15 protein-coding genes and 1 other annotated feature are annotated in these 18,543 nt (G+C 30.4%); all 15 genes read left to right on the forward strand.

Annotation, left to right across the window (positions count from 1 at the left end; all coding sequences use genetic code 11):
- Positions 1 to 4 precede the first annotated feature (4 nt).
- Positions 5 to 601: a thymidine kinase gene (locus LRR82_RS10350; RefSeq protein ID WP_249029368.1), complete on the forward strand. Its 597-nt coding sequence runs from the start codon at positions 5 to 7 to the stop codon at positions 599 to 601.
- Positions 602 to 1,088: 487 nt separating this feature from the next.
- Entirely contained in the window at positions 1,089 to 2,162 is a 1,074-nt protein-coding gene (prfA, locus tag LRR82_RS10355; RefSeq protein ID WP_249029369.1) for a peptide chain release factor 1, read from the forward strand.
- On the forward strand, positions 2,162 to 3,010 hold the full coding sequence (gene prmC / locus LRR82_RS10360) for a peptide chain release factor N(5)-glutamine methyltransferase (RefSeq protein ID WP_249029370.1): 849 nt from the start codon (positions 2,162 to 2,164) through the stop codon (positions 3,008 to 3,010). The genes prfA and prmC overlap by 1 nt, the downstream gene beginning before the upstream one ends.
- Positions 3,007 to 3,498: a GNAT family N-acetyltransferase gene (locus tag LRR82_RS10365; protein ID WP_249029371.1), complete on the forward strand. Its 492-nt coding sequence runs from the start codon at positions 3,007 to 3,009 to the stop codon at positions 3,496 to 3,498. The genes prmC and LRR82_RS10365 overlap by 4 nt, the downstream gene beginning before the upstream one ends.
- Positions 3,499 to 3,577: 79 nt before the next feature.
- On the forward strand, positions 3,578 to 5,761 hold the full coding sequence (locus tag LRR82_RS10370; protein WP_249029372.1) for a PP2C family serine/threonine-protein phosphatase: 2,184 nt from the start codon (positions 3,578 to 3,580) through the stop codon (positions 5,759 to 5,761).
- A 91-nt stretch (positions 5,762 to 5,852) separates the two neighbouring features.
- Positions 5,853 to 6,722 (forward strand): DMT family transporter, encoded by an 870-nt coding sequence (locus tag LRR82_RS10375; protein ID WP_249029373.1) that lies wholly within the window; start codon positions 5,853 to 5,855, stop codon positions 6,720 to 6,722.
- The gene (tilS, locus tag LRR82_RS10380) at positions 6,719 to 7,963 is read left to right on the forward strand and encodes a tRNA lysidine(34) synthetase TilS (RefSeq protein ID WP_249029374.1); all 1,245 of its coding nucleotides are present in this window, start codon (positions 6,719 to 6,721) and stop codon (positions 7,961 to 7,963) included. The genes LRR82_RS10375 and tilS overlap by 4 nt, the downstream gene beginning before the upstream one ends.
- Positions 7,964 to 7,975: 12 nt before the next feature.
- Positions 7,976 to 8,506 (forward strand): hypoxanthine phosphoribosyltransferase, encoded by a 531-nt coding sequence (gene hpt, locus LRR82_RS10385; RefSeq protein WP_283162789.1) that lies wholly within the window; start codon positions 7,976 to 7,978, stop codon positions 8,504 to 8,506.
- Between the two features lie 9 nt (positions 8,507 to 8,515).
- Positions 8,516 to 10,465, forward strand: coding sequence for an ATP-dependent zinc metalloprotease FtsH (ftsH, locus tag LRR82_RS10390; protein WP_249029376.1), 1,950 nt, complete (start codon positions 8,516 to 8,518; stop codon positions 10,463 to 10,465).
- Between the two features lie 133 nt (positions 10,466 to 10,598).
- The gene (hslO, locus tag LRR82_RS10395; RefSeq protein ID WP_249029377.1) at positions 10,599 to 11,468 is read left to right on the forward strand and encodes an Hsp33 family molecular chaperone HslO; all 870 of its coding nucleotides are present in this window, start codon (positions 10,599 to 10,601) and stop codon (positions 11,466 to 11,468) included.
- A 238-nt stretch (positions 11,469 to 11,706) separates the two neighbouring features.
- Entirely contained in the window at positions 11,707 to 12,690 is a 984-nt protein-coding gene (dusB, locus tag LRR82_RS10400) for a tRNA dihydrouridine synthase DusB (RefSeq protein ID WP_249029378.1), read from the forward strand.
- Between the two features lie 54 nt (positions 12,691 to 12,744).
- Positions 12,745 to 12,973: a binding site (T-box leader), on the forward strand.
- Between the two features lie 34 nt (positions 12,974 to 13,007).
- Positions 13,008 to 14,492, forward strand: a complete 1,485-nt coding sequence (gene lysS / locus LRR82_RS10405) for a lysine--tRNA ligase (protein WP_249029379.1) — start codon at positions 13,008 to 13,010, stop codon at positions 14,490 to 14,492.
- Positions 14,493 to 14,633: 141 nt separating this feature from the next.
- Positions 14,634 to 15,200, forward strand: a complete 567-nt coding sequence (locus LRR82_RS10410; RefSeq protein WP_249029380.1) for a nucleotidyltransferase domain-containing protein — start codon at positions 14,634 to 14,636, stop codon at positions 15,198 to 15,200.
- A gap of 98 nt (positions 15,201 to 15,298) precedes the next feature.
- On the forward strand, positions 15,299 to 15,979 hold the full coding sequence (locus tag LRR82_RS10415; protein WP_249029381.1) for an ABC transporter ATP-binding protein: 681 nt from the start codon (positions 15,299 to 15,301) through the stop codon (positions 15,977 to 15,979).
- A complete protein-coding gene (locus tag LRR82_RS10420) occupies positions 15,976 to 18,465 on the forward strand; it encodes an ABC transporter permease (RefSeq protein WP_249029382.1) in 2,490 nt (829 codons plus the stop codon). The genes LRR82_RS10415 and LRR82_RS10420 overlap by 4 nt, the downstream gene beginning before the upstream one ends.
- Positions 18,466 to 18,543: the final 78 nt, after the last annotated feature.

Consider the following 18,543-nt stretch of genomic DNA (forward strand, 5'->3'; position numbering starts at 1 on the left):
AAATATGTATCATCAATATAGTGAAGGGTGGATTGAAGTAATCTGTGGTTGTATGTTTGCGGGGAAAACAGAAGAATTAATTCGTCGTATTAATGTATTAAGTTTTGCGAATAAAAAAATGAAAATATTTAAACCAGCAATTGACAATCGCTATTCAAATAGTGAAGTGGTATCTCATGCTGGAATGAAAGTTCCTTGTATTGTGGTAAGCAGTGCCATGGAAATACTAGAACATGTTACAAAAGAAGATCAAGTAATCGCAATAGATGAAGTTCAATTCTTTGATGAAAAGGTAGTAGAAGTGTGTGAATACTTAGCAGATCAAGGAAAAAGAGTAATGGTAGCAGGGTTAGATGAAGATTTCCGTGGGGAATCATTTGGAGTTTTACCAGAATTGTTAGCACATGCTGAGTTTGTTACGAAATTAACGGCAGTATGTTCTAAATGTGGTGGACCAGCAACAAGAACACAACGTTTAGTTAATGGAAAACCTGCATCTTATGAGGATCCTATTGTATTGGTAGGAGCAGTCGATCATTATGAGGCTAGATGTCGTAAATGTCATGAAGTACTAAACAAGAAAAGTTTTAAAAATAAATGATGTTCATATTCAATTAATAAATATAATCTATGATAAGGGTGTAGAAATAATTCTAATCCTCCCTTAAATTAGAATGTATGGAAACAAATAATACGATAACACGAGAAAGTTTGGTTCTCGTGTTATTTTTATTTATGTTCATATTCAATTAATAAATATAATCTATTATAAGGGTGTAGAAATAATTCTAATCCTCCCTTAAATTAGAATGTATGGAAACAAATAATACGATAACACGAGAAAGTTTGGTTCTCGTGTTATTTTTATTTATGTTCATATTCAATTAATAAATATAATCTATGATAAGGGTGTAGAAATAATTCTAATCCTCCCTTAAATTAGAATATATGGAAACAAATAATACAATAACACGAGAAAGTTTGGTTCTCGTGTTATTTTTGGCTTTTCAAAGAAATAGATAGGCATATTGTGGGATGTATGGTAGTATATAGGGTGGTTAGAAGTAATAATTAGTGGAGGTTATTTTATGAATAATATGATAGAAAGATTAGAATCAATAGAAAAAAGATATGAAGAATTAAGTCATATTTTAATGGATCCAAATATAGGAAGTGATATTAAAAGAATGACAGAAGTAACAAAAGAACAAGCTAGTTTACAATATGCTTTTGATTTATATCAAGAATATAAAGAAATTTCAAATGGAATAGAAGAAGCAAAATTATTAGCGAAAGAAAAAGATCCTGAAATCAAAGAAATGGCACAAATGGAATTAGATGAATTAGAAGCTCGTTTTCCTGAAGTAGAAAAGAAATTAGAGTTAGAACTAATACCAAAAGATCCAAACGATAATAAAAATGTAATTGTCGAAGTACGTGGTGCTGCTGGTGGTGATGAAGGAAATATCTTTGCAGGTGATTTATATCGTATGTATGTTAAATATGCAGAAGCACAAGGTTGGTCTGTTGATTTAATGGAAGCAACGGTAGCAGAAGCTGGTGGTTTTTCAATGGTCAGCTTTATGGTAAAAGGAGAAGGAGCCTATTCTCGTTTAAAATTCGAATCTGGTTCGCACCGTGTTCAACGTGTTCCTAAAACAGAAACCCAAGGACGTGTGCATACTTCAACAGCAACTGTATTAGTAATGCCAGAAGTAGAAGAAGTAGATGTTGAAATTAATGCTGGTGATTTACGTATTGATACATATCGTGCATCTGGAGCTGGGGGACAACATATTAATAAGACTGATTCAGCTGTTCGTATTACCCATCTTCCAACAGGGATTGTAGCTGCCAGTCAAGATGGTAGAAGTCAACATGATAATAAAGATAAAGCAATGAAAGCATTAATTGCTCGTATTTATGATAAATTCCAACAAGAACAACTAGAAGCTATTGGAAGTGAAAGAAAAGATAAAGTTGGTACGGGAGATCGTGCTGAAAAGATTCGTACCTATAACTATCCTCAAAATCGTGTTACAGATCACCGTATTGGATTTACAATCCAACAATTGGATCGTGTCATGGAAGGTAAGTTAGATGATGTTATTCAAGCATTAATGAATGAAGATCAACGTTTAAAATTAGAAGGGGCACAATAATGGCTACCATTAGACAATTAATTGATCAAGTAGAAACTAGATTAGATAATGAAAATAAGAATGTAAATGTTGCAAAAGTATGGATGTTTCATGTTGTAAATCAACCTCCTCATCTTATTTATATGATGATGGATGAAGAATTAGATGTAACATTAGAAAAGCAATTCTTAGAAGGAATAGAAACATACTTTGATGGAAAACCAATTCAATATATTAAAGGAGTAGAAAACTTCTTTGGTAGAGATTTTAAAGTAAATGAAAGTGTTTTAATTCCTCGTTATGAAACAGAGGAATTAGTAGAACAAATTTTATATCGTATTGATGATTATTTTGAAGATTACAAAGAGATTGATTTATGTGATGTTGGTACAGGTAGTGGAGCAATCGCGATTACATTAGCGTTAGAAGAAGCTAGACTAAAAGTACAAGCTACGGATATATCAAAGGATGCACTTGTTGTTGCAAAAGAGAATGCATTACAATTAGGAGCAGATATTTCTTTTTATCAAGGAGATATGTTAGCACCTTTACAAGGAAAGAAATTTGATATCTTTGTATCCAATCCTCCTTATATACCACAAGATCAAACAATTGAATCAGTAGTAAAAGATAATGAACCACATGTTGCTTTATTTGGTGGAGAAGATGGATTGTATTTTTATCGTAAAATATTCCAAGATGTAAAAAGTATTCTAAATGATCGTGCTTTGTTAGCTTTTGAAATGGGGTTTGATCAAAGAGAATTAATGGAACAAGCGGTAAAGACTTATTTTGATGATGAATTTGAAATAATAAAAGACATAAATGGAAAAGATCGTATGTTATTTATTTATTATCATTTAAAATGATAAAAACAGAAAGATTAATTATTAATCAATTGCATCAAAATGATGCAAAAGCATTTTCTAGTTATCGAAATAAACCAGAAGTGTATCAATATCAAACATGGTCTAATTATTCCATCTTTCGAGCAAAGATACGTATTAATCAATGTAATAATCAAGTCTTTCATAAAGATATCTTTAATTATCAACTAGCAATAAGGTTATTAGATAATACATTAATTGGTGATTTCTATTTAGAACCAATTGATGAAAAGAGTATTGTTCTTGGATATACATTAGATAATGTATATTGGAATCAAGGATATGCCAGTGAGGCATTGCAAGCAATGCTACACTGGTTAAAAGAAGTACATCATTATTTTAGAATAGAATGTCATGTTTATATGGATAATGTTCGTTCTATTGGTTTATTAAAGAAGAATGGTTTTCATTTATATAAAGAGTGTAATAGAGAAAATATTGAAAGTTATGAGTATTTATTAGAAGGATAATATCCTTCTTTTTTATTTTTAGCAACATTCGCCAAATAATGCAATGAATAGGTTTTATACTTAATTTGAGGTGAGGGGAATGGAATTTATATTAGAAAGAAAAAGAGTAAAAGAAATAGAGTTAGGAGTTATGTTTGGTTTTTATGCATTAACAGTAGTATTAGGATGTATTCCGATATTAGAACATGCTGGTTCTTTTGTTTTACCATTGATTATGGTGGCATATTGTTGTGGTTATAAGTATGTTTTTATGTATTATGTTGGGTTGATTACTTCTTGTCTTTTTGTTAGTGGAAATGAGACAATCGTAGTAATGGCAATTAGTATCGGTGTATTTTTTCAATTAGCTAATTTGTTAAAGATAACGAATATGTTTTATATGCCTGTTTTAATTGTAGCAGTGACTGTTTTTTATTTATCAGTATATCAGTTTCATTATAAGGTAGTGGTGATGTCGATGATTGTATCGATTATTCATTGTTATTTGTATAAAGAATTAATACCTATTGTAATTCATCAAACAATGGATCAGTTTATTGAAAAGAAGTGGATTGTAGTTTGTATCTTAAGTTATTTAATGACTACTATATTCTATGAAGTAAATCCAATATTTATGATTGTTTTAATTCGTTATTTCTTTATTATGAGTATTTATTATTTAAATATGCAAGTAGCGATACCTAGTGTTTTCTATATAGCTATCTTATTATTGTTACAAAGCCAAGGATTACAAACTGATATTTTAGCTATCTTATTACCAAGCTTTATTTATTTTATATACAAACCTAAAAATAAGATTCAATGTATTAGTATTTATTTATTAAGTCATATATTTTTACCTTTCTTTATTGATTATGATTATTTCTATCAGGCCTTTGTGATTGTGATGAGTAGTTTACTCTTTATTGTTACACCCAAACTATCTTATCATTATCCTCAAGCAATGGATCAGTTTATTCATACAAACAAACAAAAGCTACAACAAAAAACAGATTCTTTTCGTGAACTATTCCAACAACTAATCGATGTTTTTCAAAACACAAACTCTTTAATACCAGTCCAACAATATGTCGATTATGCAATCGATGATATTTGTACGAATTGTAGTAGCAAAGAACATTGTTTTCGTTCTAGTTATGGTACTACTAGATTGGTGAAACTTATGTTAAAAGGAGTAAAAGAAGATATGAATGAAGAAGATAAACAGTATATTAAAGAGTATTGTATTAATGCTCCTGATTATTTTCAACACATCCAAAAGCATCGTCAAAACTATGTTCGTTTAAAGCAAACAAGTAAAGAGAATCAACATTTAAAAGAAGACTTGTTAGAAGAATTTTCTGTTTTTTCGAATGTTTTTGAAAACTTTCATGATAGTGTTAGACAAGTTCAATTAAATGAACAACATTTATTAGAACATTTAAAAGGATATCATTTTGATATCCAGTATTTAAAGAAAATAAAGATTAGTAAGGAAAGTTATTATTTAGATTTAGGAATCATGCAAATATCTAGGAAAATAATAGAAACAGAATTATTACCAATCATTGAATCTTTTTATCAACAAAACTTTTCTATCTATGCCTTGCAAGAAAGTGTTCCTCATTATGGATATATGTCTTTGCGATTAAAATATGATACAAAATATAGAATAGAACATGGATTTCAACAAATTGCATATGATAAACAAGTATGTGGAGATAATTATACTGTTTTTAAAAAAGAAAATGTTCAATACTTTGCTTTAAGTGATGGGATGGGACAAGGTTTAGAAGCAAGTAAAGAAAGTAAGTTAACATTGGATATATTATCTAAATTAGTAATGAATGGTATTTCTTTAAAAGATACAATTGATTCTATTAATGCTTTACTTAGAGTTAAAAATAGAAGTGATATGTATACGACACTTGATTTATGTGCAATGGATTGTAGTAGTGGAGAAGCTTCTTTTGTGAAGTATGGAGCAAATACGACGTATTATGTTCATCATCAAAAAGTAGTTAAATTAGAAAATCATAGTTTACCTGTTGGTGTAGTAAAAGATCTGAAGATGACTAGTTATCAAAGAATGATGGAACAAGGAGATATGATTATTTTAACTAGTGATGGAGTGGGTGATCGTTTTGAATATATTATTCAAGCAAAGCTGATGATGTTTGAAAATCAACATGCTCAAACGATTGCGGGAATGTTGATGAAAGAAGTACAAATAGGACAAGAACAAGATGATACTAGTATTTTAGTATTAAAAATAACAGACTAATGTTTAAAATAAAACAATAGTCTTTTTATTTTCATGGATTTTCATAGGTGTTAGTGCTATTATTAAGAATATTAAAAGTAGAGGAAACAAGATGAAAGAACATACAAAGGATTTATGTTTATTACATATAGCAGTAATGTTATTAGGATTTTCTGGTACTATTGGGCAGTTTGTAACAGTTAGTTCTATGCTTATTACTTTTGGGAGAGTTGCTTTTTCCTTAATTCTTTTAACAAGCATTTTGCTTGTTAAAAAGGAATCTTTTCGATTGGGTTGTGGGAAGGATTATTGTATTATTGTCGTGGCAGGAGTAGTTTTGTGTATTCATTGGGTTACATTTTTCCAAGCAATTCATTGTTCAACAGTAGCGATAGGAATTATATCTTTTTCTACTTTTCCTATTTTTGTTACTTTTTTAGAACCACTTATTTATCATGAAAAATATTCTATCCAAAGTATTATCTGTTCCTTTGTTTTAATGCTTGGGGTGATGATTACAGTACCTGAATTCAGTTTAGAAAACCAAGTAACAGTTGGAATTATGTGGGGAATGGTATCAAGCTGTAGTTTTGCAATATTATCCTTAATAAATCGTTATTTATCCACTCATTATGATGGTTCTAAGATTTGTTTTTATGAACAAGGGGTAGTGGCAATTTTGTTATTACCGGTGTTTATAATGAGTGATGTAGTATGGTCTAGGAGTGATATAATGGGAGTAATGGCGATTGGTTTTCTATGTACCGCACTAGCATATTCTTTGTATATATCCGCCCAAAAGACAATCAAAGCACAAACAGTAGGATTGATTTCTGGTTTAGAAACAGTATATGGGATTTTATATGCAGCTATTTTGTTGCAAGAAATACCAAGTAGTCAGGAGTTAATGGGAGCGGCTATTATTTTAGGAGTTGCAGTTTATACATCGATGCAAAAAGCAGGGAAAGAAGGAGTATTATGAATTGGGAACTTTTAGATAAGCAGACAACGTATATAGTAGGAGTGTCAGGGGGAGTAGATTCAATGGCACTATTGGATATGTTGGTAGAAAAGCAATATCAAGTTGTCGCTTGTCATGTCAATTATCATTTTAGACAGGATAGTGATATTGATCAAAAGAATGTAGTTGATTATTGTCATGCACATTGTGTGGATTGTCATGTTTATGAGGCGAATCCTGATGATTTTGGAAAAGAAAATTTCCAACACCAAGCTAGAGCAGTACGTTATCATTTTTATGAAACGATTGGAACAAACTATCAAACAGATAAAGTAATATTAGGACATCATTATGATGATGTCTTAGAAAATATAGTGATGCAACAACAAAGAGGGAATTGTTATAATTATCAAGGAATTAGAAGTAAAACAAAGATCTTTGGATTAGAGGTAATTCGTCCGTTGTTAGATACAAAAAAAGAAAGCTTATATGCGTATTGTAAAAAACGAAATGTTACCTATCATGAAGATTATACAAACTTCCAAACACACTTCACTCGTGATAAGATACGTAATGAAGTAATTCCCCAACTAACAAAAGAACAAAAAGAAACAATAATGTTACAAGCAACAATACTAAATCAAGATATCTTAAAAAAAGAAGCACAAATAGCTCCTTATTATCAACAATTTAAAGAAAATGAAATCATTGACTATACCCAAATAGAAACAGAATTATTACCTGTATTTTTATACGCTATTTTAAAGGATGTAATCCATCCTCCTAAAATATCAAAGACTTTAATAGATGAAATAATAAAACAAATTCAAAGTGAAAAACCAAATATAGAAGTAAAAGTATCAGTTAATGTTCTGTTCATAAAAGAGTATAATAATATATCTATTCTAGCAAAAAACCAACAATTGGATTATTGTTTAAAATATGATAAAATCGTGTATGCTAGAGAAGAAATGTTTTTTCTAGAAGCAATAGGTCATATTGATGAAGGAGTATGCATAGAAGAAAGTGATTTCCCAATTACGATTCGTAATGCACAGCCAGGTGATCGGATGATAACAAGTGGTGGAACGAAACGTCTTAGTAGATTGTTTATTGATCGTAAGATCCCTAAGAAGATGCGTCGAATTTGGCCAGTTGTTGTAAGAAATGATGGGACAATTATACTAGTTCCAAGGATTGCTAAAAATATTAACTATTTGTATACAAAACCAAATGTATATGTGGTAAAATTAGACCATTAAGGAGTGATAATGATGCATAAAGATGTAAAAGAGATTTTCATTACAGAAGATGAAATAGTAGCAAAAAGTAAAGAATTAGCTTTACAAATTGATAAAGATTACGAAGGTAAAAGTGTTGTTTTAGTAGGTTTATTAAAAGGATCTATTCCTTTTATGGCAGAACTTGCAAAACATTTACAAACAGATGTTACTTTTGATTATATGAATGTTTCTAGTTATGATGGAACAGAATCAAAAACATTAGTAGTCAAACAAGATTTACAAGAAGAAATAGCAGGGAAACATATTTTAATTGTAGAAGATATTTTAGATACAGGAAAAACATTAAAGAATGTAAAAGATATGTTAGTTGCTAGACATGCTTTAAGTGTAAAGATTGTTACTTTATTGGATAAAGAAGAAGGAAGAGTTTTTGATATGAAAGCAGATTATTATGGATTTAAGATTCCAAATGCTTTTGTTATTGGGTATGGTTTAGACTTCAATGAAAGATACAGACAGTTACCATATATTGGTATCTTAAAAGAAGAATGCTATAAATAAGGAGATATTATGAAAGATAGAAAAGGGTTATTAAAGTCATTTCTACCATGGATTGCAATTTTATTAATTATCAGCATGGTAATGCCTTTCTTGAGCGATACGGATACTACGGAGTTAAATTATAATGAATTTATTGAAATTGTAAATTCAGAAAATATTACTTCTATTGAAGTAATGCCAGGAACATTAGTGGTAGATGTTAGTGGAGAGTATCAAACTACAGTGGATGGAGAAACAACAGTTACTTCTTTTACAACTTGTATTCTTCAAACTGAATTAGAATTAAATAGTTTAATTAGTTTATTAGAATCAAAAGATGTTCCAACTGTTATTGTTGATGAAAATGATGCAAGTCTATTTACAACATTATTAATTAATATATTACCATATGTATTATTATTAGCTGGTATGTATTTCTTAATTAAAATGATGTCAAATAGTGGTGGAAATGGAAAAGCATTTGAATTTGGAAATTCAAGAGCAAAATTAGAAAAGAATCAAACCACTCGTTTTAAAGATGTAGCGGGTGCAGATGAAGAAAAAGAAGAATTAGCAGAATTAGTAGAATTCTTACAGAATCCTAAGAAGTTTGCAGAAATGGGTGCTAAAATTCCTAGAGGGGTGCTTCTTGTTGGGCCACCAGGTACGGGGAAAACATTATTAGCTCGTGCTGTTTCAGGAGAAGCAAGTGTTCCTTTCTATTCGATTTCAGGTTCTGAATTCGTTGAAATGTTTGTCGGTGTTGGAGCAGGACGTGTTCGTGATATGTTCAAAAACGCTAAAAAGACAGCACCATGTATTATCTTTATTGACGAAATTGATGCAGTAGGTCGTCAAAGAGGAACTGGTATGGGTGGTGGACACGATGAACGTGAACAAACTTTAAACCAATTATTAGTAGAGATGGATGGATTTAGTGGAAGTGAAGGGGTTATTATCTTAGCGGCAACAAACCGTGCAGATGTATTAGATCCAGCTTTACTTCGTCCAGGACGTTTTGACCGTCAAATCCAAGTATCGAATCCAGATAAAAAAGCACGTGCTGAAATTTTAGGAGTACATGCTAGAAATAAACGTTTTGCACCAGATGTTGAATTTGGAAATATCGCACAAAGAACACCAGGATTTAGTGGTGCAGAATTAGAAAATGTATTAAATGAAGCGGCTTTATTAGCAGTTCGTTTAGGACATGATTTAATTACAATGGCTGATATTGATGAAGCAGTAGACCGTGTTATGGGTGGACCTGCTAAGAAGTCTCGTAAGTATACAGAAAAAGAACGTCGTTTAGTTGCTTATCATGAAGCAGGACATGCTATTATGGGGTTATCTTTAGAAGACGCTAATAAAGTACAAAAAGTTACGATTATTCCTAGAGGACAAGCTGGTGGATATAACTTAATGACACCAAAAGAAGAAACATATTTCCAAACAAAATCTCAATTGATTTCAACAATTGCAGGATATATGGGTGGACGTGTTTCGGAAGAAGTCTTCTTTGGAGATATTAGTTCAGGTGCTCATAATGACATTGAACAAGCTACTCGTATTGCTCGTGTGATGGTAACTGAATTAGGTATGTCTGATTTAGGATTTATTAAATATGCTTCAGGTCAAGATGCAGTATTCTTAGGACGTGATTATACACAAACTAGTAATTCGCATTCAGGTCAAACAGCACATGAAATAGATAAGGCAGTACGTGCTTTAATTGATGAATGTTACAAAAAGACTACCGAAGTTATTACTGAAAACAAAGATAAATTAATTAATATCGCTGAAGCACTGTTAGAATATGAAACTTTATCTGGCGAACAAATTGAACATTTATATGCTCATGGTGTAATGCCTGAAATTCATTCAGGTATTATTGAAAAGACAGAAGAAGAAATAGTAGTACCAACAGTAGAAACACCATCTATTGATGATCAAGATGATTTATTAGATGAAATGAAATAAAGCGGAAACGCTTTTTTTCTTAGGAGGAAAGAACATGAAAAAAACAACAAGAAAGATCTTTATTATTTTATTAGTAGCAGCAATTGTAGTACCTACCATTTTATCAACTGTTGTTGCAATTATGGGGTAAAGAATGAAAGATTATTTAATCAGAGGAATTGTGCCAAGCAAAAATTGTCGTATTTTTGCTTGTGCAACAACGAATACATTAGAAAAAGCAAGACAACATCATGGTTTATGGCCGACTGCTAGTGCAGCACTAGGAAGAATGATGTCTGCTTCTTTTATGATGGCAAGTATGAATAAGAATAACGAAAAAATGACAATCACAATTAATGGTGGAGGTCCTATTGGTACGATGATGACAGTTACCAATGGAGATGGAAATATCAAAGGATTTGTATCGAAACCAAATGTTCATTATACATATAATGATACTGGTAAATTAGCTGTAGGAGTAGCAGTTGGAAACCAAGGAACTTTACAAGTTATTAAAGATATGGGATTAAAAGAGCCTTTTACAGGATCGGTTCCTTTACAAACAGGTGAATTAGGAGATGATTTCTCTTATTATTTTATGGTTAGTGAACAAACACCATCTGTTGTATCTTTAGGAGTATTAGTAGATGATACCAATGAAATACTTGCTTCAGGAGGATTTATTATTCAATTGTTACCAGAAGCAACAGAAGAAGATATTGTTTATATTGAAGAGAAGATGAAGGGATTCCCTACTGTATCAGCGTTGTTACACGAAGGAAAAACTCCTCAACAAATTATGCGTAGTATTTTTGATGATTTTAGTTTATTAGATACACAAGATTTAGATTTTGTTTGTGATTGTAGTCATGAAAAGATGGAACAAGCATTAATTGCAGTAGGCAAAACAGAATTAGAAGCAATGATTGAAGAAGATCATGGTTGTCAAATTACTTGTCATTTCTGTAATACAAAATATGATTTTAGTGAAGCGGAACTTATCAAAGTAAAAGAAAGTTTATAAACAAAACAACCTAACACTCGTTAGGTTGTTTTTGTAAAAAAAAGAGGGGAGGATCTTTTTTCTACGGGCTTAGCCCTGTATTTAGGAATATAACTAGATAACTTACTTCTATTTAGGGGAGGAAAATAGAGGGGATTGGTAAGTTATCCAATAGTAATATGACCGATATATCATCTTTTATACAAAGTATTATGAAAAAAATTAAAAATATGGTAATATGCAGTGAGGTGTAAAAAGAATGTTTAAAATAGGAAATGTAGAAATAGAAAATAGAGTAGTAATGGCGCCAATGGCGGGTATTACAAATATGGCTTTTCGTAAGATTATTAAAGAGTTTGGAGCAGGGTTAGTTTATTCAGAGATGGTTAGTGATAAAGCTATTTCTTATCGGAATCCAAAGACTTTATCGATGTTACAAGTGGATGAGTTTGAACATCCAATGAGTATGCAAGTATTTGGTGGTGATCGAGATACGATTGTAGAAGCAGCTAAGTTTATTGATCAAAATTCAAACTGTGATATTATTGATATTAATATGGGGTGTCCTGTAAATAAGGTATTAAAAGCAGATGCTGGAAGCAAACTAATGTTATATCCTGATAAAGTATATGATATTGTCAAAGGGGTTGTGGAAAATGTTAGTAAACCAGTTACTGTAAAAATTCGTGCAGGATATGATTCTAAAAATATAAATGCAGTAGAAATAGCGAAACTAATTGAAGCAGCTGGTGCTAGTGCTATTGCGATTCATGGAAGAACTCGTGCTCAAATGTATGAAGGTAAAGCAGATTGGGGAATTATTAAACAAGTAAAAGAAGCAGTAAGTATTCCAGTTATTGGTAATGGGGATATTAAGTCAATAGATGATGCTAGAAGAATGATAGAAGAAACAGGAGTGGACGCTATTATGATTGGTAGAGCAGCACTAGGAAATCCTTGGTTAATTAAAGAAATAGTAGAAGTAATGGAAAAAGGGAATGATTTTGAAGAACCTACGTACGATAAAAAGATTGAACAATGTTTAGAACATGGTCGTAGATTAATGACTATTGATGTAGAGAAAGTAGCGATGTTTCAAATGCGAGGACATGCTCCTTGGTATATTAAAGGATTGAAAAGTTCAGCTAGAGTAAAGGATCGTTTATCAAAGATTGATACATATCAAGAATTAGAAGAAATATTATTGGAGTATAAACAATATTTAGATGAATTAGTTGATTAAGTAATCTTGTTTTGATTGACAACTTTCATAAAGTAGGATAATATTTGTTAGTAAATAAAAGCGATGAATAGAAGAGTATTTATTTTTTAATAGGTAAAGAGAGTCTTGGTTGGTGGAAAAGATGCTATGGAAATAAAGAAAAAAGACTAGGAGCTGCATTTTGGATTGAAAATGATAAAATGACGTAAGCCACGTTATAGGCATGACTATATGATAGTTAGTGAGGTTTATAGAGTAATCTATAAATGAACTAGGGTGGTACCACGATACTCTCGTCCCTTTGGATAGAGAGTTTTTATATTTTAGGAGGAAGAAAGATGGATAATAGACAATTTAGTGAACAAGAATTAGTACGTCGTGAGAAGTTACAAGAGTTAATTGATTTAGGAATTGATCCTTTTGGACAAAGATACGATATTACACATTTTAGTGGTGATATTAAAAAAGAATATGAAGAATTTGATAAAGAAGTATTACATGAAAAAGCAGTAGCTACAAAGGTTGCTGGTAGAATTATGACAAAAAGAGCACAAGGTAAAGCTGGTTTTATGCATATTCAAGATAGAGATGGACAAATTCAAATCTATGTAAGAAAAGATACGATTGGTGATGATGCTTTTGAAATATTTAAAAAAGCAGATATTGGTGATATCGTAGGTATTGAAGGAGAAATCATGAAAACAAATCATGGTGAACTTTCAGTAAAAGCAAAAGTATATACACATCTTACAAAAGCATTACGTCCTTTACCAGAAAAATTCCATGGTTTAAGTGATGTAGAAGAAAGATATAGAAGAAGATATGTAGACTTAATTACAAATGAAGATGCTCGTAAAATAGCGTTTGCTAGACCGAAAATTATTCGTTCTATTCAAAACTATTTAGATGCACAAGGATATGTAGAAGTTGAAACTCCAGTATTAAGTCCTATCTTAGGTGGGGCTAGTGCAAGACCTTTTGTTACACATCATAATACATTAGATATGGAATTCTATTTACGTATTGCTACTGAATTACCTTTAAAAAGATTAATTGTTGGTGGTATGGATGCAGTATATGAAATTGGACGTTTATTTAGAAATGAAGGAATGGATAGAACACATAATCCTGAGTTTACTACGATTGAATTATATAAAGCATTTAGTGATTTAGAAGGTATGATGGATATAACAGAAGGAATTATTTCAAATGCTGCGGATACATTATTAGGTACTTATGAATTATCATTCAAAGGACATGATATTTCTCTAGCACCTGGATTCAAACGTATTTCAATGACAGAAGCAATTAAAGATAAAACAGGTGTCGATTTTGCACAAGAGTTATCTTATGAACAAGCAGTTGCTTTAGCGAATGAACATCATGTTGAACTAGAAGAACATTTTGCATATGGACATATTGTAAATGCATTCTTTGAAAAGTTTGTGGAAGAAACAATTGTAGAACCTACTTTTGTTTATGGACATCCTATTGAAATTAGTCCATTAGCGAAAAAGAACTTACAAGATCCTAGATTTACACAAAGATTTGAGTTATTCATTTGTGGAAATGAATACGCTAATGCATTTACTGAATTAAATGATCCTATTGATCAATATGAAAGATTTGCGAATCAGTTAAAAGAAAAAGAATTAGGTAATGATGAAGCAAATGATATGGATTTAGATTATGTAGAAGCATTAGAATATGGTTTACCACCTACAGGTGGTATGGGTATGGGTATTGATAGACTTGTTATGTTATTAACAGGACAAGAATCTATTAGAGAAGTAATCTTATTCCCTCATATGAAAAACAAATAATAGCTAGAACCCTTATTTAATAAGGGTTTTTTATTTTAAAATAACAGGGATTAAGGAAGATTCAATGCATAATAGAAATAAAATGTGCTCATAAATTGACATGGTGCAAAAATTGCACTAAAATAATTTTGGAGGTGCAATATGAAAACACTAAAAGAGTTAAGAAATGAAAAAAAATTAACACAACAACAAGTAGCAGAGTTAGTAGGGGTTTCCATACGTTCCTATAAGTCTTATGAAAACGATAGCAAGAAGAAAGATACGATAAAATACCGATATATAATAGATCAACTAATGAAAATAAACCCGATGGATGAAGCTCATGGAGTATTAGAAAATATAGATATAGAAGAGAAGTGTGCGAAAGTATTTCAAAAATATGATATTCATTTTTGTTGTTTGTTTGGATCATATGCTAGACATACAGCAACAGAAAATAGTGATGTGGACTTACTTATTTCTACGAAAATAAAAGGAGTAGAGTTTTATGGATTGGTCGAAGAAATACGTAGTGTATTGAATAACAAAGTGAATGTTGTAGATGTTAACCAATTAAAAAATAATTTGGAATTGTTAAAAGATATAATAATGGATGGTATTATAATATATGATAATGACAAGGATGGTAAATACTATACACAATGGATTAAATGTAAAAATATTGAGGAAACTAATCAAGAAAAACTACCAAGGCCTTCTAAGAGGTAGGTAGTTTTTTAAGAAAAACAATAAATAGAATGATATAATACGAAATGTCACGGTAATGTAAGATAGAGTTGATATAGTAACTGTGAGGAGGAAGTACCATGGAAATTGTAAGAGTAGAGAATTTAGTAAAGATATATAAGAATGGTGAAAATGAAGTAAGAGCAGTAGATGAAACAAGTTTTGTTATTAATAAAGGAGAGTTTGTTGCTATTGTAGGGGCTAGTGGTTCTGGTAAATCAACATTATTACATTTATTAGGCGGGGTGGATAAACCTACTAGTGGAACTGTTTCGATTGCAGGAACAAATATTTATGAGTTAAATAGAAATCAATTAGCGATATTTCGTAGAAGACAAATAGGGTTAATCTATCAGTTTTATAATTTAATACCTATTTTAACAGTAAAGGAAAATATTACGTTACCAAGAGATTTAGATAACTTAAAAGTAGAAGATAATAAGTTATTTGATTTATTAAAGACATTAAGATTAGAGAGTAGACAACATCATTTACCTAATGAATTATCTGGAGGAGAACAACAAAGAACATCGATAGCTAGAGCAATGATTAATAATCCTACTATTATTTTAGCTGATGAACCAACAGGTAATTTAGATTCAAAGAATAGTAAAGAAATAGTAACTCTTTTAGAACTAGCAAATAAAAAATATGGACAGACTATTGTTATGATTACTCATGACATTGAAATAGCGAAGAATGCTAGTCGTATTATAACGATTGAAGATGGTAAAATCATAAAGGATGAATGTAGCTTATGAAGTTAATAGATAAGTTAGTTAAAAAGAACTTAGTTTTAAATAAACAGAGATCAATTGCTACTATTGTAGGAATTATTCTATGTTGTGCACTTATCAGTGCACTAATGACATTAGTTACTTCTTTACAAACAACACTGGTGGAGGATTCACTCATAAATTATGGAAATAGACATGTTACTCTTTATAATATTGATAGTGATTTAATCGATGAATTAGAAAATAACAAGTATGTAGAATCACTTTATACGACAAGTGAGAGTCTTATGAAAGATAGTAATGGGACTTATGCAGGATTGATAAGTATTGATACCAATGGAATAAATGATTTAGATAACTTATTACAACTTGGTCGTGTTCCAGAAAATGAAGAGGAGATAGTAGTAGATTCTATTTATTATGAGGAGAATGATTTAAATATAGGGGATATCATTGTTTTAGAGCAAGGACAAAGATATTCTACTGATGGTTATTTATTAAATGGATTCAATCTATTTAGTGAAGATGATGTTTTTGAAGTTAGTACAAGCAATAGTTATACACTAGTAGGGGTTAGTAATTATATCACTTTTTTAAGTAATAATAATTATGGGCATAACTTTTATACGTGCACTGCAAATGTTAGTGAATCAATCAATGCCTTTATTTTATATACTGATCCTAGTGAGTGTATAACCATTACAAGCTTACTTTTAGAAATTAGTGGAGCATCAGGGCATGAATATAACAGTGAATTTTTACGTTGGAGTGGTTATAGTTTGGGTGGAGATACTTTAGAAGCACTCTATTTATTAGCAGCGATAGTTTCTGCTATTATTGTTATTACATCTGTATTTTGTATACGTAATTCTTTTGCTATATCAAGTAGTGAAAAGACAAGGTTATTTGGGATGTTGGCTAGTATTGGTGCTACTCCAAAACAGATTAAAAGTGCAGTTTTGAAAGAAGGGTTTTATTTAGGTGTGATAGGGATACCAATTGGTATTGTAAGTGGAACACTTGCAAGCTATATTTTAGTAATTGTCGTTAATTATTTCTTTAGTGATATCATGTCTGATTTTGTTTTTCTTTATCATTTTTCTTGGATAGGGATTTTTATTAGCGTTATTTTATCAAGTGTTACTATTTATCTTTCGGCGATAGGTAGTGCTAGAAAAGCAAGTAAGATTACAGAAATAGAAGCGATTAAACAACTTGATAGTATTCAAAAGACAAAGAAACAAATCAAAACACCTAAAATAATTAAGAAAGTATTTGGAATAAGTGGTGTATTTGCTTATAAAAATATGTTAAGAAATAAAAGTAAGTTTCGTACTACAATTATCTCTTTAGTAGTTAGTATTTCTACTTTTTTATCGTTATCTTATTTTATTCATGTTGGGTTTTTAATTGTGGATGATATGTATGGAACAGCTAGCTATAACTTGATGATTCAAATAACAGATGATGATGTTACGAAAACAGAAATAGAAGAAGTATATGAAAAGGTTATCAATAATAAAGAAGTAGAAGAAAGTATTTTGCATCATTATATATATGTGTATGGAAGTAAGGATACATTAGTGGAGGATTCTAGTTTTTACCAGGAGTATAGTTATTATAATATGATGTTATTATCATTAGATGATGATAGCTATCAAGCACTACTTGATGAACAAGGATTAGAAGAAGTAATAGATACAGGAATCGTGGTTTATAATCAGTCAATAACCTATGATGAAGAACTTGAAAAAGTGGTTGAGTCAGAGATTTTAAGGAATGATTTACAAACATTTGAATTGTATGATTATGAAGGAGAATTACTAGTAGATTTGGATATCTTATTTGCATTAGATTGTGAATTTATGGGGTGCGATAATTTTTATTCTGGGACACCTATTATTGTAGTAAGTGAATCAATGTATGATTCACTGCCTGATCAAGATAAGTATAGTATAATTTATCTTTCTTCTAATGATTCTGTTGCAGTTAATAGTGAAATGGAAGAATATCTAGATTTAGAGAATATTAGTTTTTATAGCAATAACTTAGCAGAAGAACAAATGATTCAAAATAATGTTATTATCTTGATGTCTATATTTTTATATGGATTTATATGTGTTATTATTTTAATAGGAGTCACTAGTATCTTTAATACCATTACGACTAATATGAAGTTACGTAGTAAAGAGTTTGCTATACTACAATCTATTGGTATGAAGGATAATGAACTTAGAAGTATGATTCGTATGGAAAGTATTTTCTATGGAATGAAATCTTTATTTTGGGGAGGAATATTAGGAACTTGTTTCTCTTATCTTATTTATCGTGCCTATACGTATGAAGATACAGTAAATAGAGTTGTTTTAAGTAGTTTTAAGATGCCAATAGGATCGATTATTATTACTGTTGTATCTGTATTTGTTATTATTTATATTATTATGAGTTATTCATTGTTGAAGATGAAACAACAAAATATAATTGAAACTATTAAGAATGAAAACATTTAAAAACAGGAATAAGATAAAATATTGTAATGCAATTATTTTATGAAGAAGATATTTTAGGAAATAGAAGTGATGAAATTA

This window comes from Tannockella kyphosi, assembly GCF_021054785.1.
GTDB lineage: Bacteria > Bacillota_I > Bacilli_A > Erysipelotrichales > Coprobacillaceae > Tannockella > Tannockella kyphosi.